This window comes from Veillonella rogosae JCM 15642 (assembly GCF_002959775.1).
Lineage (GTDB): Bacteria > Bacillota > Negativicutes > Veillonellales > Veillonellaceae > Veillonella > Veillonella rogosae.
Map to the genome: position 1 here is coordinate 215,128 of NZ_PPCX01000010.1, position 21,827 is coordinate 236,954.

The window sequence follows — 21,827 nt, forward strand, 5'->3', positions numbered from 1 at the left end:
AGAATGATACATATAAGAAATTTATGGATAAAGGATTTACTATACATGATTGTATCCCTATAATGAGCTCACTTTTTATTCTGAGGAACTCATCTTTACTTCTAAGCTACTCCATCAAAGAATGTAATGACTGTAATTTCTCGTGGGCAGTTGATACGGATTGGGAACCAGTGGCCTGTACCGTTATTGACGTAACACACGCTTTGTTCTTCAACGTAACGCCCTTTTGTATATGGAGTGCCCGTTGGCACTACAGGAACGCCCATAAATACAATTTGACCACCATGGGTATGACCAGAAAGGGTCAACGGAATCTTGTGTTCAATGGCTTCTTCAAAGAATTCAGGGTGATGAGCCAATAGTATAACAAAGGCATAGTCTGGAATACCGGATAAAGCTTTAGAGATCATCGCTTCTCGGCTATCTTTTTGACGGCTGTTATCGTATGTAACGCCTGCAATATATACAGGTTGTTTGCCCCCCATAATTTGAATATTACTATTCAAGAGGATATTCATCGGTGTATTTCGCTTGAAAGAATCAATCACTTTAGTTACATCGTGATGGTACTCGTGATTACCTAAGATGAAATCTACACCGTCAGGAATTTGTTTTGCAAAGGTTGTCAGTCTTTCACAGACCTCAGGCAACCAGGCTAGTTTATCGATGAGATCGCCTGTGATAACGACGCGGTTAGGTTTTTGTAAAAGCGCCAATTTTAGGATTTCATCAAAGTCGTCTAAGTCGATGCTAGCCCCTATGTGAACGTCACTAAGTTGCACGATTTTATAGTCTTTTAGCCCTGGAGGCAAGTTCGTATAACCAAATTTTTCATTCGTAACCACTATCTCCTGTTGACCGGCAAAGGCAGCATAGCTAGAGCCACCAATAGTTGCCAAGGGCACTACGGTTGCAGCAGTTCTAAAGAAGGCACGTCGGCCAGTTCTGTTTTCCTCTGGCGTTTTGCTCCAAATCTTATTAACCGCCCAGTATAACAAGCTGAAGACGATAAAGACAGGAATAGCCAAGAATAAGCCAAAAAGGAAGCCGTAGCTTTCAGTACGGAACATATTCATTAGCGGATAGTATAACGTGCCGTATAAATCCACTTGATGTAACAAGTAGTATCGGATGGCCCCGAACCACGCGCCGATCAAAATGATATACCCTACCCAAGCAGGCCATTTCTTTTTAGGCTTCCACAAGTTGAGGAATAGCGCCCAAAAGCCCACCAAACCTAATACTAGGATGGTGCCAAAAATTATATTAAATAGAATTCTCATTCATTGCTCCTACAAATTATTTTGCCATCTCCGTCAATTTACCATGAGGACCTGCCCAAGCATAGTCAGCGAACTCGTCGCGCTTGATAAGCATCCAGTCCTTTGGCAATTGCTTTTGGATAGCTCCGATTGTTATATTTTTAGCATCTCCTGCGTACGTCAAATCGCCGCGGAATGCTTTCATAAACCATTTTCGATGAGAGAAAATATGTGTTATTTCTTTTACTAATACAGGTTGTAAAGCTAGTTCAAAACCTAGATCCTTAACTAATTCTTCAAGGCCTCGTTCACCTTCGTCAAAGGCAGATACCATTTCCACCGAAGGGAATTCCCACATGGACCGTAGCAACCCACGATTCGGGCGTTTATGCAATAGGTAGTAATCTTCGTATTGCAAGATTCCCACAAATAGAGGCACCTCTACAACCTTCGTTTTCTTGATACGCACTGGTAATTTGTCCGTATCCTTATGTTGGTATGCTTCGCACATATTTACAATAGGGCATTCCCCACAGCGAGGAGTTTTTGGAATGCACACAGCAGAGCCAAAATCCATCAAGGCTTGGTTAAAATCGCCAGGTCGATCGTGAGGTAATGTTTCCTCTACGATGGCAGTTATAGCCTTCTTACCTTTAGTGCTCAAAATATCATCAAAGATGCGATATAAACGAGCGTAAATGCGCAGCACATTGCCATCTACAGCTACCTCTGGTTCGTTGTACGCCATGGATAGCACGGCCCCAGCCGTATAAGATCCTACGCCCTTCAAGGACTCCATCGTCTTGCGGTCACGAGGCACAATACCACCGTAGTTTTCCACGACGTCCTTTACGCCAAGGCGTAAGTTGCGAGCACGGCTATAGTAACCAAGCCCCTGCCAAGCGTGAACCACCTCATCCTCAGAGGCCTTTGCTAGGTCCTCCAAGGTTGGGAATAAACGCATCCAATTGTCATAATAGGGCTTCATTGCCTCAATGCGCGTCTGCTGGCTCATCACCTCAGACACCCAAATCTTATAAGGGTCTCCACAATCACGCCACGGCAATTCCCGTTTATGCACATCATACCACGCCAACAGCTGTGGCACCCACTTAGGGTTCTTTTTATCAGTCATATTACCTCAAAATATTATAAACTTAGGACTCTAGTACCACTTTCATGACTACAGGCATATTGCATACATATTGCAGCCAATACGGTGTACTTATCCGTTAATATACAGATCAATGCGCGCCAAGTGTTCACTTTCAAGAACAGTATCCACAGTGGTTAGTTCCATCTTATCTACTGTACTGTTGTCTCGGTCAAATACGATAGGCCCTTTTAGCTTCTTGCCTTCTAGCAGCATCGGTAACCATTGACGGTCTCCGTCCCACATGCGGTCGTACGGAATCTGATCCGCTTCTAGCCAATGAGGCTCCATTTCGTCTGTTTCCTCTACATTGCCTGTGAAAGCACGCAAAAAGTAAACATAACCTACATGTGTTAAGCTTTCATCAAAAGGAAATTGAAAATCAAAAGCAGCCACACATTCTAAATCTTCGGGACGACCATGAAGGCCAGATTCCTCAAATAATTCTCGAATAGCACAGTGGCGGAAGCTTTCACCGTCGTCTAATTTACCGCCAAAGCCATTATATTTATCAGCCCCAAAACCACGTTTCTTACGACCTAGTAATATACGATTTTGTTCATCAATAGGAAATACGAGCGTAGTCGGTTTCATAGGGCCTCCTTAATCGTTAAAATAACACTATATTATTATACCATTATTTCGTGTGCGAATGCGCTAGTTGTGGTATCATTAAGAGTATAGATTTTCGTGCATGGAAGGAGGCACATGATGAACAAACCACTTAGATTTAATATTGAATTAGGGCGCACAAAACCCGTCAATATTCGCGATGAACAAGTGCGTTGCCCCTTCTGCGACCGTTCAAAGTTAACGGATATCCTAGATACATCGGGCCATATTATTTGGCTCATGAACAAATACCCTGTGCTAGAAAAAACTTGGCCTACTGTTATCATCGAAACAGAAACCGATGAAGGCGAGTTTTCTACCTTACCTGCTGACGAAGCAGCACACATTCTGCAATTCGGCCTCGATAAGTGGCGTGAAACTCGTCAACGCCAGGAGTTTAAATCTGTACTATTCTTCAAAAACCATGGCTATATGTCTGGTGGCTCCATTCGCCATCCGCACAGCCAAATCATTGGTCTAGAAAATTACGATTACCACAAGGATATTACGGCTCAAAACATGGAAGGCTGGCTCTTACACGAAGATCAGCATGTACGCATTACCTTGTCTACTCATCCCATAATTGGGTTCTTTGAGTACAACATTCGCTTCAAACCTGATACGCCAGTTCGTCCTGTAGCCATTCGATTACAACAAGTTTTGCGCTATGTGTTGCACACCCTTTCTAACCTTAGCCAGTCCTACAATTATTTCTTTTATAATCTCGAGGACGGCTATGACTACATCAAGGTGGTGGCTCGTTATGTAACGACGCCTCTCTACGTGGGCTACAAAATTCCACAAACCTGTGACGAAGAACGGGCTGCTAAAATCATGCGCGATATTGCGCCTTATTTACAGGCTACTAAATAGTTATAGCTACTAAATAGTTCTCATATACATATATTTTGAACATGCATATTGTTAATTACATAAATTTTGACCATCTATGATAATTACATAAGGTTTGAACATCTATGATTTTGACCATAGATAATTGAAAGGATTTTTATGAAAGTATTTGCCATCGGCGACCTCCATCTATCTGGCAATCCTCCTACAAAGCCGATGGATATTTTTGGTCCCCACTGGGATAATCACTGGGCCCGCATCAAAGAGCATTGGGCTAACAATGTAACAGATGATGATATTGTCTTTCTCGTAGGAGATATGAGCTGGGCACTACGCCTCGACGAAGCGGCTTGCGATTTACAAGAAATCGCATCCATGCCTGGCAAGAAATATATGATTCGCGGCAATCACGACTACTGGTGGGCCTCAGCAAACAAGATGCGTAACCTCATGGGTGATGCTATTACCTTTATACAAGGCCATGGCACATCAGAGCTCATTCAAACAGAAGAAGGCCCTCGCATCATCGCTTTTGGTGGAACTCGTGCCTATCTCTGCCCTGGTGACTCCCATTTCTCACCAGAAACGGATCAATCTATTTACGAAAGAGAATTGATGCGCACCGAATCAGCATTACAAGAAATGGATAGGGCTGTGGAAACACTCCTAGAACAGCACACAGCTGAAACAAACATGGAAACAACAGGTTCTGAAACATCAGAGCCATTAACAATAGATATACACACCATACCAGTAACAAAACTGCTATTGTTACACTATCCTCCATTCAACGAGTCCAACGCCCCTTCCGGCTTTACGGACCTTATGGAGCAATACAAAGTAGATACTTGTATCTTTGGTCATTTACACGATCAAATTTCCTTTAAACGCATTCCAAAGGAATTTGGCACAACCAAACTAGAGCTAGTATCTGCAGACTATCTAGGCTTTACACTAAAACAGATCATATAAGGAGAGACTATGAGTCGCATTCATAAAGAGCATTTACAAGCGGGCTATATCTTTGGCGATACTATCAACCAAGAATATATTTACTTGCCCTCTGGTGAAGTAGGCACGGACCATCCTTTGGCGGTCCTCGAAACACCGACAAAGCGTGAAGATATCACCTTGGACGAAGCAGTTCACATGATTGATACGCTAACGCTAAAACGCTGTAGCCATCCTACACTGGGGAAAAAATCATTTTAATGATACATTAACATTAAAACGCTATAGCCAACCTACACTAGGAAAAATCATTTAATAAAACATAACTGCTTGAATATCACAAAGCGGGTAGATCAGATCTACCCGCTTTTTACATATGCGTATATAATTTTAAAGTTTTACAATTGGCTACTCACCCATTGTACAGTAAAACTTTGATACATTATATAGATAAAGGACTACCCTAAGAAACCACCATGACCCATGCGAATGCAGTCTTCTTTAGTGATTTCATCGTCTGCTACGAGGCGTGGCAAGATTTCATCAAATGCCGTTGGTTTGCTGAACAATACGCCACCTGGAACGCCGAGAATCGGTGTGCCATCAGCACAGTACGCAATACAAACCATAGAACCTGGCAATACAGGTAATCCGTATGTCACTACCCGATCTGCATAGCGTTTAATGGCGCCCGGTGTTAAATCGTCAGGATCAACGCTCATGCCGCCGGTACAGAAAATAATGTCGGCGCCAGCTGCTTTTACCTTGTCGATAGCCGCCACGATATCATCCGTATTATCCGTTACAATTTCATGAGCCACTTTTGTGACGCCAAATTCTGCGCATCGTTCTTCAATTATTGGGGTGAAAGCATCTTTAATACGACCTTCAAATACTTCGGAGCCAGTAGTAACGATGCCCATTGTTTTGCGCACGAATGGTTTTACATGAAGTAAAGGATCCCCATTAGCAATTTTCTTAGCATCCTCTACTTGTTGTTCCTCTAATAATAAAGGAATACAACGCATGCCTGCTAATTTTTCGCCTGCTTTCACAGGTGTATTATTAAATCTCGTTACAATAGTAAGCTCACCAATGCTGTTGATAGCATGTAATCGTTCTACATCGACCTTGAATAAGCCATCTACGTCTGCAATGGCTTCAATTTTACCTTGTGCCATTGGGCCTTCGTGCATATTTTCGCCGTCCGCCATACGATACAAAGCGCGAGCTACGTCCTCTTCGTGCAAGAAGCCTTCATCTTCAGGTTCCATAACGAAAATATGCTCTTTGCCGAGGTCTAATAATTTAGGAATATCCTCTTCTGTAATAACATGACCACGGCGGAACGGCGTATCTTTCACCTCGCCGATAACGATGCGAACTAAATCGTGTAATAATGCATGCCCTACGGCATCTTGTGTTCTAATAGATTTCATAATATCTCCCTCTATAATTTCTATAATCTGGTATTCTATCTAAATCTCTTACTAAATAATCATATAAAAATCGATGTATTTACGCTGTAACTCAAGTCACCTTATTCGCTTGGATTAGATAGCCCAGAGCATACGCGCCAATACTACACCAAACCAGCAAAGAATTAACCCGCCTACAACTTGTACAAAGCCATAGAATAAGGCTTGTACATAGGACTCAGCCATCATGAGTTGTAGCATTTCAAAGGCAAAGGTAGAAAAGGTAGTGAAAGCGCCAAGACCGCCTACAACAAGGAAGAATCTAGCCCATTGTGGTAAATCTGGCTTTTGCATGTAGAGCCCTAACACGAGGCCGATGATGAGGCAACCGATAAGGTTAACTACGACCGTACCATACGGAAAGGAGCCCACCTTTGTCATCACCCATTCACCAAGAGCCATGCGGCATAATGCACCTACAGCTCCACCGAGAGCAACGGCTATATATTTTTCCATAAGGCCTCCTCTATTTACAACAACATATTAACTGCTTTGGTCACAGTACCAAAGTATATAGGTAGTAAGACTTTCACAATTCGTGTAATTATCTGTAATAACCGATAATTATCTAGTTTTCTATATTAGTCAATCGCTAACAGTCTCAGTATACTATATTTAGAGAGTCGGGAAAAGGAAGGAGTCCCTATGAACCCCTCAACGGCACCATTGACCGAACTGCGGATTAATACGTACGAAGATCCAATTTTACAACATCAATATGTATGTTTAGGCCATAAAATCGCCAATATCCGCGTATCTCTAAATATGTCCCAACATGAGTTAGCCCGCCACGTCGGCATCAGCCGCAGTTATTTAAGCAAACTAGAGTGTGGCACGGGCATTTCTGGCATGTCCTTAGAGATTTTGTTTAAAATCGCTCAAGCCTTTCAAATCGACGTAGGCCAACTAGTGCGGTTGCGCATCGTCGACTATAAAAACTGCAATGCTCACCTAACATCACACTACAAGAGGCTAGAGTTTCTAAACCATACCAAAAACCAAACCGTTAACAACTTACACAAAAAAACTCATGTTAATTAGTTATCTTAAATTAACTAAATTAGCTAGATTAACTAGATAAACTAGATTAACTAGATTAACTATTTTAACGGGTTTAACTGATTTAACTGTTTTATCAGTCAAAAAAGCTCCGCCATGGGCGGAGCCTTTTGTGTCATTATGCCTATGGGCACGTTAGACATTATACTTCATTAAGTTTTTTGTGTTGCACTTCAGCATTTGCTTTTTTGAAGATAAATGCATTGTTGATGTGCTGACGCATAGCTGTTTCTGCCGCTACTTCGTCATGACGTTCGATAGCGTCTACGATTTGATCATGTTCATCATCGCAATCATGTGTACGAACTGCATTGAAGGAGCTGATGTACATGTCTCGATTAACGCGTTCACGGAAGCTTGCTAAGTAGTCTACGATACGTTCATTACCAGAGTAATGAGCAATCATTGTATGGAAACGACTGTTAATCTCAACGCGTTCTGTAGCATCTTCGATTTTATGCATTTCTTTACAAATATCTCGCAATTCTTTAATTTGTTCTTCTGTAGCATGACGTGCACACAGTCTTGCACCAAGACCTTCCATTACTTCGCGCACTTGATATAATGCAATGATTTCCTCTGGAGTGTCTGCTTTTACAGTAACACCTTTCCAAGGAACGATAACTACGAGGTTATCTTTAGCCAATTTACGGAATGCTTCACGTACTGGTGTAGCACTCACTTGTAACTGTTCTGCAATCTTTACTTCGTTTAGCTTTTCTTGAGGCATCAATTCGCCTGTTAAAATCGCTGTTTTTAATGTTAAATATACTTGTTCGCTAAGTGGCAATCGTTCAATAGAGTCCACTGCGGACAAATTATATCTATCTTTAGAATCTTGTCTTCCCATTTAAATCCCCTAAACCTTAATACTCATCCTATCTTTCACACTTTCAAAGAACGGTTAAAATGAGTATAATATATTATACGAAACATTTTTATAAAATATGTTGCACACAATATCTAATACAGTGTATACAAAATAATTATAAAACTCATATCTAAAACTGTCAATCTAGTAATCTAACAATAGATACTAGCTATATCTCATTTTTGAAAGTAAGGAAGTACACTATGAGCCGTTGTTTGGTTATCATCAATCCTGTATCAGGGGGCGGGGCGGCACGCCGGTATGCCCTCGACTTACAATGGAAATTGAGCACCTTATTCGAAACGATTGAGGTCAAATTCACCACCGGTGAAGGCGATGCGACACGTTTTGCTAAAGACGCTTGCGAACGCGGGTTCGATGCAGTATTTTGCATGGGTGGTGACGGTACTGTTAACGAAACTGTCAATGGCATTGCTCAAGGGGGATTCAAATCTACCTTTGGCTTTATCCCTGTTGGAACTGTTAACGATATGTCTCGCGCACTTGGGATTCACCAAAATCCAACTCAAGCGATCAAACGCATCGATATCAATGAAACAAGAACAATTGATATTGGTCGTTGCAATGACAAATATTTCTGCAACAACATCGCAGCAGGCGTTATCCCTAAGGTAGTAGAAGAGGTTACGCCAAAGGAGAAAAGCATACTCGGCCCTCTCGCCTACTTCTTGCGCGCAGGCCAAGCGTTATTTACCACTAAAGACTATACATACCGCATCAAAACGGAGAACGACGACTTTATCTGTAAATCCCCTCTCGTTTTAGCATTGCTTACCAATGTAGTATCTAGTTTTGAACGGTTTATGCCTGAAGCCTCTGTCGATGATGGCTACATGCGTATCATCATCTTCAAAGAATACTTTATTCTCGATATTCTCAGCGTAATACCGCTCATCATTAGTGGTGCCATTTATAACTCTCGTTATACAACTACATTAACTGTGAATAAAGCATCCATCGAGCTCTTATCTAATATTGATGATTTAGCAACCAATATGGATGGCGATCCAGGCCCATCTATGCCAGTAGATATCGAAGTATTGCCACGGGTATTAAAAGTATTTGCCCCATCAAAACACAAAAAGAAAAAGGCTTTGAATTTGCCTAAACTACCGCACATTTAAGTACTTGTAGAGAAATCTATAAGACGAAACTATATAGCAACCTATAACACAAAACTATATAGTAATCTATAACACGAAACTATATAGTAATCTATAACACGAAACTATATAGTAATCTATAACACAAAAGCTCTCTATCCAAGGATAAAGAGCTTTTTATATTTGCTAGACTATAGGCTACATCTGTATAGATTTATACACTACGCATAAGTACAGCCTTATGCCAATCATAGGATTTTTATAGGCTAATCTATAATGATTGCATCATGCAAGCGGAAGCTATAGATATAACATGCTTTCACAGGCATCCCCGTCAATCGCTGCAAAGCCTCTTTGTAGAGGTCCATTTGTATTTTGTAGCGCTTGATGAGGTCTTCCCCAGATTTGACGCGGTCTGTCTTGTAATCTACGAGAACCCACTCACCGTCCTCTTCAAAGGCAGTATCGATAATACCTTGGAGGAATAGATCTTCCCCATCCTCTAAGGTATCATATACGCGTTTCCCTTCAAAAAGCATACTGAACGGCAATTCACGTTCTATGCGCTTCGCATTGATAAGACGCTTCCCAAGGTCAGAACTAAAGAATTTATAGAGGCTTGTATCACTCAATAGATTTCGTTCTTCCTCTGTGAAAGTCCCTTTCGTTACAAGTGCATCAAGCTCTTTCGTTAAAGAAGCTTGAGTATACTGTGCAAGAGGAAGCCATTGCATGGCCTCATGCATCAAGGTACCCCATTGAGCCCCCGTCAACACATCCTCTTCGGACTGCAGTGCTTGAGGCTTGCGGCCGAATACGGAATTCGCTAAATCATCAGCTGAAACTGTAATAGTTGGTACAGTATCATTACTTGTAGCATCACTATCAACATTATTTGTAGCGTCGCTATCAGCATTATTTGTAGCATCGCTATTAGCATTACGAATATCTAGCTTAATAGCTTGACCTAAGATTGCATCTGAAACGGCTCGTTTAGCCCCTGCATCTACCGTTATAATCGGTTCGTTTAGGGTATCAATAGTGCCTGCTTCAAGTTCTCGTTCTTGGAATCGTCGTTTCAATTCACTGACGGAAATCTTAGCCGTGCGCCGCGTAGCGTCGCTGTACGGATAGGTATAGTTAAAACGGTCTTCGATTTCCGGTGGCAGTTCCACGGAATTAACAGCTTGCAATTCTCGTACCTTATTGATGGTAGTTTCATCGATATCTGCTTTATAATCGAGGTCACCGTAGAGAGAGCCATCGTGGATTTCGACCTTGATATGACATTTTTTATCTGGTAAGTCAAAATAGGTCGGTCCTTCGTACTCAATGGCTACGCGTAATGGGTTACCACCGTCTAAATGACGGGTAAAGCCCATAATTAACCATTCTAAATACGTATTAGCTTGGGTGATAATATCCGTCGGCAACTGTTGGCCTTCTACAGCGGCAACATTGTTAATGAGTTCCCCAAGACTAGATAATTTACCTGCAGAATTCTTGAACCCCTTTACAAAGCCCGTTAGGAACAATTTATCTCGAGCCCGTGTTAACGCTACATAGAGAATACGCTGTTCCTCTGCTTTGAGGGCCGCCTCTTTGACGTCTTTCACGTAGAACCACGGCATAGTTGGGAAAGACACCCGAATATCTGGGAAGTATCCCTTAAGACCAAGTCCTGCGTTTTTATCGATGAGGAGCTCTGAACGAAGATCCATCATATTGAACCGTTTTTGAACGCCAGATAAGAACACCACAGGGAATTCAAGGCCCTTACTCTTGTGGATGGTCATGAGGCGCACCACATTGTCCGCTTCACTCACCACATTGGCAAGAGGCATATCTTGGTTGCTATCGCGCAAGCTTTCAACGAAGCGCAAGAATCTAAAGAGTCCACGGAAGCCAGATGCCTCATAGCCCTTAGCTCGGTCATACAGAGCGAGTACATTCGCACGTCGCACGAGACCATTCGGCATGGCACCTACATAGTTTACATAATCTTGAGATTCGTAAATATCCCATAGCAAATCTGTTACACCGTGACGGCGCGACAAGGTACGCCAACGCTCCATATGGTCAATAATCGCTAATAAACGCTCATCTTGAGCCTCTTCAGCATAGGCTGGCATGAGAGACCACAGAGAACCATCTCCAGATAGGCGCAGTGCACCTAGTTCATTTGCATCAAGGCCAACGAGACCAGAGTGCAAGACTGCTGCCATTGGCAAGTCTTGTTCCGGATTATCTATGATGGATAACAACGCTAGCAAAAGTTGGATTTCCTGTGCTTCAAAGTAGCCATCTCGCTCGTTTACCACCGCAGGGATACCCGCTTGGCGCATAGCCTCTACAGCACGAGTGCCCCAACCAGCCAAGGATCTGCGCAAAATAGCAAAATCGCGCCACTCGATTTGACGGAACGTACCATCTGGATTTTGCACCTTTTTCTTGGCACCGTGAATTTCCTTAATCTTTTGAATGATGAAATCTAGCTCACGCTCGTTATTTTCAGGATCATCCCCTTCGTCTTCGTCGCTTTCACTAGCGCTGAGGGTATCCTTACTAACATCTAAGAGCTGCAATTCCACGTCTCCTCCAACCCAATCCTCCGGTGCATCCTCTACGATGCGACCAGGAATAAGGGATTCTGCCTCAGTATAATTGAGCTCTGCCGCCTCTTCCGTCATGATTTGATAGAACAAGAAGTTCGTAGCAGCCAAAATATTTTCGTGAGAACGGAAATTCTTTGCTAGGTCGATACGGCGCTCTACCGCATCAGTGTCACCGTAGGTATTGTATTTCTCCATAAATAGAGAACTGTCGGCCATACGGAAGCTATAAATCGCTTGCTTCACGTCCCCTACATAGAACCTGTTATCGACGCGAGAAATCAAGTTGATAATCGTCTCTTGCACGCCGTTCGTATCTTGGTATTCATCGACCATGATTTCTTTGAAAGTATCTTGCAGTTCCTTCGCTACATCGGACGGCTGAGGATCATCCTCTGTGCCCGGCTCAACGAGAAGGGCTAAGCATAGATGCTCCAAGTCACTAAAGTCCATGATACCTTGTTCTTGTTTCATATCTCGATACGCCTTATGGAACGCAATCGTGAGCTCTACTAAACCTTCGATGATTGGATATTGAGCCTTGAACTGGTCTTGCAAGGTAGCTTCTGGCACGGTAAACACAGAAGCTTGCATCGCTTTAAGGTCATCTTTATTTTGGGAACCTAAGGATTTAAACTCTGCTACCAATATAGGATCAAAGGCTTGTGCCTCTTTTGACCCCATGCGGAACTGGTCCTTAATAAAGGTATCCGTATGCTTACAAGCTTCACCCATATCATCCCAAGTTTGAGCTGATGAAAGCATGCCTAGTGCAGCTAGTTGGTTATCATATATGTTTTGCCATTTATGAGGCCCCACTGGATCCAATAAGATTTGTTCCATCCGCTCTAAGCGCTCGCGAATGCGGTCGATAACAGCTACATGGTTATCCCACATATATTGGCCCCATAGTGTATCACTTGGGTTTGCAGTCATAGCCTCTTTATAAGGCTCTAAGGATTTTCGTAGCCACCCATCAGGATTAGCGAGAGACATGGCGTAGTTATATAAAGACATAATCTTCGCCGTTAAGCCTGCATCCGATTTATCATCGCTGAAGAAGTCCGCCAATTCATAGATATTATAAAGGCCCTCTTCATAGGATTTAGTTAATAAATCAGCTAGCAGCTCTTGTTGTAACAATGCCATTTCTGCTTCGTTACCGATACGAGCTGTAGGGTTAATATCTAGCTTGTAAAAGTAAGACCGAATCACCCATTGGCAGAAGGAGTGCAATGTAGAAATATGAGCAGATGGCAACAGGTTGAGCTGTCGTTCAAGGCGCTCTTGCATGGCTGCATCCTCGGTGGATTCCATGGCTTTAGCCAAAGCAAGACCAATACGAGCACTCATCTCTTGAGCTGCCGCCTTTGTAAAGGTTACAACCATGAGCTCTTGAACAGATAACGGGTTATCCATGTCTTTAAGACGAGTAATAATACGCTCTACGAGAACCGCCGTTTTGCCTGAGCCAGCAGCTGCAGCGACTAGCAAAGTTTGATTATCTAAGGACGAGTCCTTAGGCGCTATGATGGCAGACTCCTGCTCTGGCGTCCATTTAACACCCATGGTTTTCACCTCCTTCGTTACTATTATTTCTATCGCTACTGTTATTTCCGTCGTTTAGAGCCTCTTTCATCCGTTCTAACGCATCAGCTTCGGACAGTTTAGACAAATAATTATATCGATTTCGACTAGAGTCAAAACGGCATACAGTATTGTAATCACAGTATGTACAAGGTCTATTCTTATTTAACTGGTAAGGCTGAATTGGGAATTGACCGTCCCCGATATGGCGACCGATGTCAGCCATTACGTGATTGGTGTAACGACACATCACGTCAAATTCGCCAGGATTCTTAACCTTACGTAAATCTCTACTAGAAATAGTTTGATCCTTTTTCGTAGCGATTGGTACATATGGTCCCCGTTTAGCTCCATAGGACAAAAATTTATTGTCAATATGCGTCAACAACTCGATATCATCAGAGAAGTATCCACTGTTTTGCCATGCATCGCTTTCTTTAGCCAAAGATATTGCATCTTCATAAGATATAGGCGCATCGGCAGGAATTTTAGGATTTTTCACATAGGAATACACCACAGCCGCAGGAGCTATAGATTCGCCTTGCGTTTTACCATAAGCGGATTCTAAGGCCAATAGATAGGTCATAAGCTGCAATTTAAGCCCATAGTATACATCTTGGGCCGTCACATGGGCGCCGCCCGATTTGTAGTCAATAACCATGCCATAGGTTTGACCATCTCTTGTATATTCATCGATGCGGTCAATTTGACCGATGAGGCGTAAATAACGGTCTTCCCCAAGGGGTACGCGAATTGGATCCCAGCCACCTTGACGGCCAAAATCTTGCTCTAAGTATTTCGTATCAAAATCACTGCGCTTCGACCACTCCACAAGGCGATCTACCGTCACATGTAATGTTCGTTGTACACGCTGCTCGATTGCCTTTTGGTAGGCATCACTCGTTTCCTCGCCGCCCTGATTCTCTTGTAAAATTTCTTCCGCTACCGTACGGCACAAGTTATGTTGATCCTCTTCGTTAAGGTCACGCCATTGTTTATTGTTATCTAATAGATAATTACCTAAACGCTCTAGGTTAGCATGAAGGAATGTACCTATTTCAGGAGCACCAAAGGAGCGCACCCGACGCGGTTCTAGTTTTAAACCATATTGAGCATAGAACTTGAACGGACATTGCTGATATCTCTCTAGACGCGTCACAGAACCAGACATATAGCCTTTAGATAGGAACAATCCATTCACTAAATCCTTTGTAATGACAGGTACATCATTATTGTCTCGAATACCACGAGATACTTCACCTAAACGAGGTCGGTAGGTGTCGCTTTCACGAGCCCAGTTATAGAGGCCCCACCACAATGGATTGACCTCATGACCACTAAAGAGGGCGCCCCAGCGCTCAGACAACAGGGACAAACTCTGTAAAGGTCTCCATACATAATCCGACTCAGTATCAGGTGCAATGGAGAGTGGAATCTCTACCGCCTTATCTACATAACCAAGGGATTCTAGTCGTTTCACCACGAGGGATGGCTCAAGGCCTGTTCCATCTTCGCCAGAACTTGCATAGGACAGCGTCAAGGAATCGGATGCTCGCGTCATAGCTAGGTATAATAGGAAATTTTCGTTGAAAGCCTTCGGCAACGCCCCTTCCGCCAAAGTAATGCCGGCCTCCGCCAATTCCTGACGTTCTTTATCCTTAATAAGGCCTTCATCACCCATGCTTTGTGGGAATACACCTTGGTTGAGGCCCATTACAAATACCTTAGGCCACCATTGGCTATAACCACGTTCGATGGTAGTGATTACCACATGATCTAAGGACGGAGGAATCATGGAATAATTTACATCGCTCAAGCCTTCTTCGAGGAGCAACATCATCTCATCTAGGGTCAACACTTCATCCTTCATGACCATAGAGATTTCATCTATGAAAGAAATAACCGCATTGTACATCTGTTCATGGCTGGCTTTAGACTCTTGATCCCCCACCGTTTCAGCGTCTTTTGCCCATTCATAGAGACGCTCAGGCACTTGTAAGGTTTCTAACAAACCATACAGCTGCGCACCCCACTCAGCGCCCGTATGTCCTTCGCTATGAGCGGCAAAGTCAAACCATGGGGATAGGATCTCCATAATAGTTTGTCGTGCTTTATTAACACGTGCTCTACGAGGTGCATCAGCGTGCCCTTCTTCATCTTGCCCCTCATGAAAGCCTCGTAAATACGGCCAGCTTTCACGTTCCCATTTATAATGGTCAATACCAAATTCAAGAACATAATTCTCTAATTCATCTACGGCCTCACGAGTAAGGGGCATCAAGTCTGTTTTGAGCAGGAGGAACATGCTGTCTCGGCTGTAGTTATGGCGCACGATGTCAAAGAGGGCTGTCAACAATTCGCCTAATGGATGATTTTTCATAGGCCGCTGGCGGTCGATAAAATGCGGAATACCATAACGACTGAAGACCTTCTCTAAGGTATCGCCGTACGTTTCCGACTCGCGAAGCATGATACATACATCGCGGTAACGTGCCTCTGGAGAGGACTCTACGTAGGCTAAAATACGGCGAGCCACCGCATCAGCCTCTCGTTCTCGGTTGTAACCACGAATGAGTGGAACAGTAGTATCCGTAGAATTTTGCTTACTAGGGCTAGTAAAGTAATTCGCTTCTAATTCTTGAACGATGTGAGGGCCCCGTTTCCCGTCAAAACCAACCCAATTAATACTAGAACCATAACGAGCCACTAAGGTGTCATAAATCTCTAAAGGACGGCTAAAGAGATGTTCCCCTCGACGTGCAATATGTAAAGCCTTTGGAGCCATTGGCAAGTCAATGGTAATAACTGCTTCCTTCGCCAACTCAAACAAGGTATAGATTAACTCGTAGTGTGTAGGTGTAAACCAATGGAAGCCATCGATAAAGACATGGCTATTTTCCATCAGAGGAGATTGAGGCAAAGCCTCAACGATTTCCATGATAGGATCGATATCGCGCTCCCCATGACGAGTGATTTCCTCCTCATAGGCAGCCATACAGATGGCAAGTTCGCGCAATTTCTTTTGTAATACTTTATTTTTTACGGACTGTGCCCCACGTTCAAGGTCATTAGGACCGACGCGGAATGCGCGAAACTCAGAGAAGAGCTGTTGCAATACAGAAGAAAACTCAGGACGTTTAGTAGCCTGTTCTAAGAGACCTAGCTCCTTTTGTTTTCGTTTCATAACAAGGCGCAACAACATCGACCGGCCAAAGCTAGATAAGCTTGATTGACCGGCCCCTTTGGAGCCTATGGATTGATATACTTGGTACCCCAAACGACCAAAGCCTACGACACGAACCGTAGTAAAGCCTTTTTCAGGCATAAATTCAGCAAGTTCCCTCTCTACCCGATAGGTAGCTGGTTCAGGAACGAGTAAGATTATGGGTTCCCCTGGACAATCGGTCATCACTTGACGTATCCGTTCATATACGGCACGTGTCTTGCCTGATCCTGCTCGTCCATAATAGACGCTAATATTCATGAGACCTCCCTAGTGAAACTTTCACCATCTCAGTTTATATAATTTATATAATTCGCAAATTTCATCTTATTTATATATTTCTTGTTCTTAGGTCTAGCCTAAAACTATTTTTTTCGATATAATAATGTCATTATTCATAAATACTATTATATAGTAATATGACATTCTGTGCTTAATTCTGGGGTTAATTTAAGCTAATTGTACAATATTTGACTCATTTGATTATATTTGTTTATAATTAAGAAAAAAATTTATATTTTATTTACAATTAACAGAATTTCATATATAATACATGTTAGTATTTGTGTTATTTGTAAAAATCATGTATTTAGGAGTGAATTATTATGAACAAAAAACATTTAGCAGCTGCTTTCGCAGTATTCGCGGCTACAACTATGTCCTTCTCCGCTTTCGCTGCATCCATCGATGCTAATGCACGCGCTTACGAACGCGCTGCAGCAGAGCAATATACTTACGCAGCACCTCAAGCGGCTACACCAGCTTACCAATCTGGCTACGTAACAAGTGCACCACGCCCTGGTTACAAACCATTGCCAGCGGTTCCTTACACAGCAGGTGACATGGCTCAACAAATGCCTGTATCTAAAGAATTGGGCGATCCAATCTTCGTAGCACCTCAAACAACTGCTGTAGGTCTTCAAATCATGGACCCTATCGCACCTAGCTACCAACCTGTATACCAAGAAACTGTAAACTCCGTAACAGCTAATGGCAACGGCAGTGCATACGTTTCTCGTTACAAAACTAACCAATTAAATGCTTTCGACTTATTGTTGAACGGCAAAACTTACACATATGACTTGCCTGCATACACTAATGGCTACCAAGTGAAAACTGCTAGCACTTATAATCGTGCTGGTGACGGTGTTGCGAATGTATTCTCTACAAACGTAATCACTGAAGCAGTTGTAAACAACAACTCTTTACGTATCACTGTTAACATGACTCAACCAACAGCTGTAGCAGCTGCTAAATTGCGTTCCATGCAACAAACTGGTCAAGTAGCAGGTGGTGAAGTAGCTGCATTGTTCGCTTACAATGAAAGCTATGATGGTGTAAAACAAGCTGCTCATTACGACGTATTCAACAACAGCGGCCGTTACATCATCGTTAAATCCGGTGCTGTAACTGTACCAAATGGTGCACAACACCCTTATGCAACTGCATTGTTCGCAGTAACTGAAGACACTGTAGCTGCTGTAACAGTATCTGGCAACAGTGCTGATGCTTACGACTTAGTAAAAGGCACTGCATACGCAATCGCTCAATCCGCTAAGGTTGGCAACGCACGTCGCTAATTCTAACTACTAATTCGTTACGAATTTAATTATACTTGTGAAAGCCATAAGCTTTCATGAAAAAAGACTATAAATCACTAAATCCCCTAATGAGGTTGCTCATTAGGGGACTTTTTTAGTCATGTAAAGACGTCAAAACCGTCTAAAGATCTTTAGACCTTGTAAAAAGTCTATAATCTTGTAAAAATTTCTAGTGCTTTGTAAGCCATCAAGCGATAGCCTAGCTCATTGGGATGTACTTCTCCAGCAAAGACGATTTGTCCAATTTGATCCGCTTCAAACAAGGTCGTATAGAAATCTATGACCTTAATATCATGAGCTGCTGCGTATGCTTTTAGCTGTTCATTAACCTCTCGTACGATGAGGTCTAAACCATCCATATCGCTGTCGATTTGCGTTTCCAAACCAATAATAACCTGTCCCTTTGTGCTAGCTAATTCAATGGCTTTCACCAGAGTCTTGAACACATATGCACTATCTCGACCTTGTAAGATATCGTTGGTACCACACATTAAGAAGATATGGCGCGTTAGATTGGCTACAGCCGTAACCGCCCAGTTTTCAATATTATAAATCATGGCTTGTACAGAGCAGCCATCTACCCCATAATTCGTAAAGTTTACACTCTCAATAGATGCATCGCAGATTTCAACCCACCCACGTCCATAAGGCACATCGTAGCCACGCGTAATGCTGTCGCCAAAACAGATGATTTCCATATTCATCCCTCCTGTAACTATGCATTAATCATATAATAAAAGCATGTTATACACAATATACATAATATAGAATTTTATATGCACTCTTCATGGAATTACACCTATGACTATGGTATACTATTTCCACATAAGAGAGGTCAATGATGAGAAAACTATATCCCTTTTTAGTGATTGCTCTGGCTAGTCTTCAAACAGCTAGTGCTATTTCACAATACGAATTAGAAAATAAACCTACCCAATTCCAAGTTGCTTATAATAGCCCTACTGAGACTGTGTATATCGACTTGAGTACCATCAATCTAGCACAAGCGGGACCAACGTATAATACATTACACGCTCGTACTATTAGTCTATATAAGCAACAAAACATTATTGCAGACTATATGACTAATTATACATACCATCGTGGTAAAACGTCTAAAGACATTTACCTCATGGACTGGCATGTGGCTCCTGCTAAATTCTACCAAGTAAATGGTGCCCCTATTGGAATGGCAGACAATCACCGCTCCGTTTTATCTACAGGTGCTCGCGTAGCTCCGAAAGGTTCAGCCGTCGCTGAAATAGGTCAGTTTATCTTGCACAATGCGTTAGAAATGGAGCGAATCACATATACCTTCACAAATCCCTATGTGCCACCACGCCCATATAAACCGATGAACACCCCTGCTCCTACGGCAGAGAAACCATTATTTGGCGTTCAACCACCTGAAGGTGTATATAAACCACTGAACCAACTAGAATCGCCTTATGCGTATCATCAACCGCGCTTAGCGCCATCTAAACTAGGTGTATATGGACCAGTTCCTCCACCACCGCCAACAGGACCACGCCCTGATTGGGCTCTTGATATACAAAATCAAGATTTACCAGATCCGAACACACCTATGAGTCAATGGGGCCCACAACCAGATTATAATGCGCCTCCTAGACCATAGGAACGTATCTCTATTCTAACTATATCCCTTAGATATGAGTTTATACTACGATTACATTAGCTAGGTTTTTCATTAGTTTGAAGCTTACCTAATAGAATACAAGACTACAAAAAAGGACCCATACGGGTCCTCTTTTGTTATAGTATTTATACTTTTATGTACCTATATATCCTAATTAGATGCTTTCACATTATTTAAGACGAATAAAGAACAATGCACATGCACCGATTACAGGCGCAATAGCGATGGACATCAAGGACATTTGGTAGCTGCCCGTCATAACGAGGACATTGCCCAAGAGAAGTGGCGCCAAGAGAGCACCGATTTGGTTGAATAAGTTTACGAAGCCCGCTGTGGTACCGCGTAAATGAGGTGCTGCGGATTGAACTACGAGAGCATTAGTCAAGGCACTGTGCATGAAAGCACCAATACCGAGGATTGGACCTGTAATGAAGAGCATATTCGGATTGGATGTACTAGCGAATAAGATCAAAGCCGGACCAAATAGGAACATAACAAGCGCGGCTAAATGATTTTTCTTGATTGGTAAAATATCGGACAAGATACCGATGGTTGGTTTTGCAATAAGTGCTGCCGTACCGAACACACTCATAACTTGACCTGCGTAGATAGCGGTTACGCCTAATTGTTTAACCATGTACAAGTTTGCCCATTGCGTTACGCCCCAAGTTGTACCTGTTGCAAAGAAACCAGCGATGGCTAAACAACGAATATTACGGTTTGAAAGGATATGCTTTAAGTTCTCTTTCAAGGACGTTTGACCTACGCCGAGCTTAGCCGCTGCTTCGGAAGCCTCTGCTTCGCGTTGCGCCATGATTTCAGCACTTGGCTTACGTACCGTGAAGTAACATAATACGAGTACTGCCAACGGCAAGATAGCTGTAGCCAGGAATGCTGTTTGCCAACCGTAATGTGTAGCTACATAGGGTGCGTAAAGATTTACAGTAGTAATACCGAAGGAAGTACAGCTCATAAAGATACCTACAGCCGCACCACGTTGGTTAGGCCCAAAGTGATCGCCGATTGCACTCAAGCAAGAAGCTTGTACGGGACCAGACATAACGCCTAACAAGAAGCGCAAGCCCCAAGCCATGTTGTAGTCTGTAATGGTACTCATAAGAGCCGTTACAGCAGCCATACCAATTAAGCTAAATAAGATAGTTCGTCTATAACCAATTTTGTCGGCTAAGATACCACCTGGCAATACTGTTAAGGCATAACCAAAGTAAAAGGCCGAAATATGCTGTGCTCCCATCTTTGCAGTAAAGTGCAAAGCCTCGTTGAGGATAGGCATAACAGAAGACCAAGATAAGCGCATTACAAAACTCAACAAGAACGTGAGCCATACGCTAAGGAGAATTAAAATCTGAGTTCGCGAGAAACTAAGTCGATTCATACGAGCTCCTTTCTACAGAATAAAAACATATAAAGTAATCATACTATAAATAGAAAGATTTTTTCAAATACAAAGCATGACGGATAACATAAAAAAGAACCCTCTACCGATTAGATAAAGGGTTATCTCTAGTATTATACAAGGAACGGGCTCCAATTGCCTTACCAAGTATATTAATAAATCAAAAGAAACGAGCAACAGGCAACAAATGGCCCAACCAATCTCTAAAGATTTATATTATACGAATAATATAGCACAAGTACGAGATTAAAGCTATATATAAAACCCTCTAGGCATAACCTAAAGGGCTTTCTAAATTGTGGAAGAGATAGTAGCTATTTCGTATTGGTTGCTTTCTCCGTCTTCTTTGGTCCGGTTAAATCCTTTTT

Annotated in this window: 17 protein-coding genes; 7 read left to right on the forward strand and 10 right to left on the reverse strand. The window is 42.6% G+C overall.

All coding sequences use genetic code 11. The annotated features are described in order from the left end of the window. Positions 1-101 precede the first annotated feature (101 nt). The 3 genes from VRHSUH09_RS06210 to VRHSUH09_RS06220 all read right to left on the reverse strand — a co-directional run bounded on the left by VRHSUH09_RS06210 (position 102) and on the right by VRHSUH09_RS06220 (position 3,009). Positions 102-1,283: a metallophosphoesterase gene (locus VRHSUH09_RS06210; protein WP_105081695.1), complete on the reverse strand. Its 1,182-nt coding sequence runs from the start codon at positions 1,281-1,283 to the stop codon at positions 102-104. Between the two features lie 16 nt (positions 1,284-1,299). Next, positions 1,300-2,397 (reverse strand): A/G-specific adenine glycosylase, encoded by a 1,098-nt coding sequence (mutY, locus tag VRHSUH09_RS06215; protein ID WP_105081696.1) that lies wholly within the window; start codon positions 2,395-2,397, stop codon positions 1,300-1,302. 90 nt (positions 2,398-2,487) lie between these two features. Continuing rightward, positions 2,488-3,009, reverse strand: a complete 522-nt coding sequence (locus VRHSUH09_RS06220) for an 8-oxo-dGTP diphosphatase (RefSeq protein ID WP_105081697.1) — start codon at positions 3,007-3,009, stop codon at positions 2,488-2,490. A gap of 117 nt (positions 3,010-3,126) precedes the next feature. Between VRHSUH09_RS06220 and VRHSUH09_RS06225 the strand changes: the two genes are divergently transcribed. From VRHSUH09_RS06225 to VRHSUH09_RS06235, 3 genes are all read left to right on the forward strand, one after another. After that, positions 3,127-3,900, forward strand: coding sequence for a DUF4931 domain-containing protein (locus VRHSUH09_RS06225; protein WP_105081698.1), 774 nt, complete (start codon positions 3,127-3,129; stop codon positions 3,898-3,900). 138 nt (positions 3,901-4,038) lie between these two features. After that, complete coding sequence (locus VRHSUH09_RS06230) at positions 4,039-4,851, forward strand: metallophosphoesterase (protein WP_105081699.1); 813 nt, start codon at positions 4,039-4,041, stop codon at positions 4,849-4,851. Between the two features lie 9 nt (positions 4,852-4,860). After that, positions 4,861-5,091, forward strand: a complete 231-nt coding sequence (locus tag VRHSUH09_RS06235) for a hypothetical protein (protein WP_005385164.1) — start codon at positions 4,861-4,863, stop codon at positions 5,089-5,091. Between the two features lie 197 nt (positions 5,092-5,288). Here the strand turns inward: VRHSUH09_RS06235 and VRHSUH09_RS06240 are convergent, their stop codons facing one another. Then, a complete protein-coding gene (locus VRHSUH09_RS06240; protein WP_105081700.1) occupies positions 5,289-6,269 on the reverse strand; it encodes a molybdopterin-binding protein in 981 nt (326 codons plus the stop codon). A 114-nt stretch (positions 6,270-6,383) separates the two neighbouring features. Then, positions 6,384-6,764, reverse strand: a complete 381-nt coding sequence (gene crcB, locus VRHSUH09_RS06245; protein ID WP_054746956.1) for a fluoride efflux transporter CrcB — start codon at positions 6,762-6,764, stop codon at positions 6,384-6,386. Between the two features lie 189 nt (positions 6,765-6,953). Here crcB and VRHSUH09_RS06250 point away from each other — a divergent pair, with 189 nt between their 5' ends. After that, positions 6,954-7,349 (forward strand): helix-turn-helix domain-containing protein, encoded by a 396-nt coding sequence (locus VRHSUH09_RS06250; protein ID WP_043006169.1) that lies wholly within the window; start codon positions 6,954-6,956, stop codon positions 7,347-7,349. Between the two features lie 160 nt (positions 7,350-7,509). On the opposite strand, the gene VRHSUH09_RS06255 is transcribed toward VRHSUH09_RS06250, so the two are convergent. After that, complete coding sequence (locus VRHSUH09_RS06255) at positions 7,510-8,217, reverse strand: GntR family transcriptional regulator (RefSeq protein WP_054746960.1); 708 nt, start codon at positions 8,215-8,217, stop codon at positions 7,510-7,512. Between the two features lie 224 nt (positions 8,218-8,441). On the opposite strand from VRHSUH09_RS06255, the gene VRHSUH09_RS06260 reads away from it, so the two are divergent. Beyond that, the gene (locus tag VRHSUH09_RS06260) at positions 8,442-9,383 is read left to right on the forward strand and encodes a diacylglycerol/lipid kinase family protein (protein WP_105081701.1); all 942 of its coding nucleotides are present in this window, start codon (positions 8,442-8,444) and stop codon (positions 9,381-9,383) included. A gap of 245 nt (positions 9,384-9,628) precedes the next feature. Here the strand turns inward: VRHSUH09_RS06260 and addA are convergent, their stop codons facing one another. Both addA and VRHSUH09_RS06270 read right to left on the reverse strand, forming a co-directional pair. Continuing rightward, positions 9,629-13,543: a helicase-exonuclease AddAB subunit AddA gene (gene addA / locus VRHSUH09_RS06265; RefSeq protein WP_105081702.1), complete on the reverse strand. Its 3,915-nt coding sequence runs from the start codon at positions 13,541-13,543 to the stop codon at positions 9,629-9,631. Continuing rightward, positions 13,533-17,045 (reverse strand): PD-(D/E)XK nuclease family protein, encoded by a 3,513-nt coding sequence (locus VRHSUH09_RS06270; RefSeq protein WP_105081703.1) that lies wholly within the window; start codon positions 17,043-17,045, stop codon positions 13,533-13,535. Before VRHSUH09_RS06270 ends, addA begins: the two co-directional genes overlap by 11 nt. A gap of 344 nt (positions 17,046-17,389) precedes the next feature. Between VRHSUH09_RS06270 and VRHSUH09_RS06275 the strand changes: the two genes are divergently transcribed. Continuing rightward, positions 17,390-18,364 (forward strand): hypothetical protein, encoded by a 975-nt coding sequence (locus VRHSUH09_RS06275; protein ID WP_054746962.1) that lies wholly within the window; start codon positions 17,390-17,392, stop codon positions 18,362-18,364. 170 nt (positions 18,365-18,534) lie between these two features. Here the strand turns inward: VRHSUH09_RS06275 and VRHSUH09_RS06280 are convergent, their stop codons facing one another. Continuing rightward, positions 18,535-19,083 (reverse strand): SGNH/GDSL hydrolase family protein, encoded by a 549-nt coding sequence (locus VRHSUH09_RS06280; RefSeq protein WP_105081704.1) that lies wholly within the window; start codon positions 19,081-19,083, stop codon positions 18,535-18,537. 140 nt (positions 19,084-19,223) lie between these two features. Between VRHSUH09_RS06280 and VRHSUH09_RS06285 the strand changes: the two genes are divergently transcribed. Then, positions 19,224-20,021: a hypothetical protein gene (locus VRHSUH09_RS06285; RefSeq protein ID WP_245876000.1), complete on the forward strand. Its 798-nt coding sequence runs from the start codon at positions 19,224-19,226 to the stop codon at positions 20,019-20,021. 190 nt (positions 20,022-20,211) lie between these two features. On the opposite strand, the gene VRHSUH09_RS06290 is transcribed toward VRHSUH09_RS06285, so the two are convergent. Beyond that, the gene (locus VRHSUH09_RS06290; RefSeq protein ID WP_009352425.1) at positions 20,212-21,438 is read right to left on the reverse strand and encodes an MFS transporter; all 1,227 of its coding nucleotides are present in this window, start codon (positions 21,436-21,438) and stop codon (positions 20,212-20,214) included. Positions 21,439-21,827: the final 389 nt, after the last annotated feature.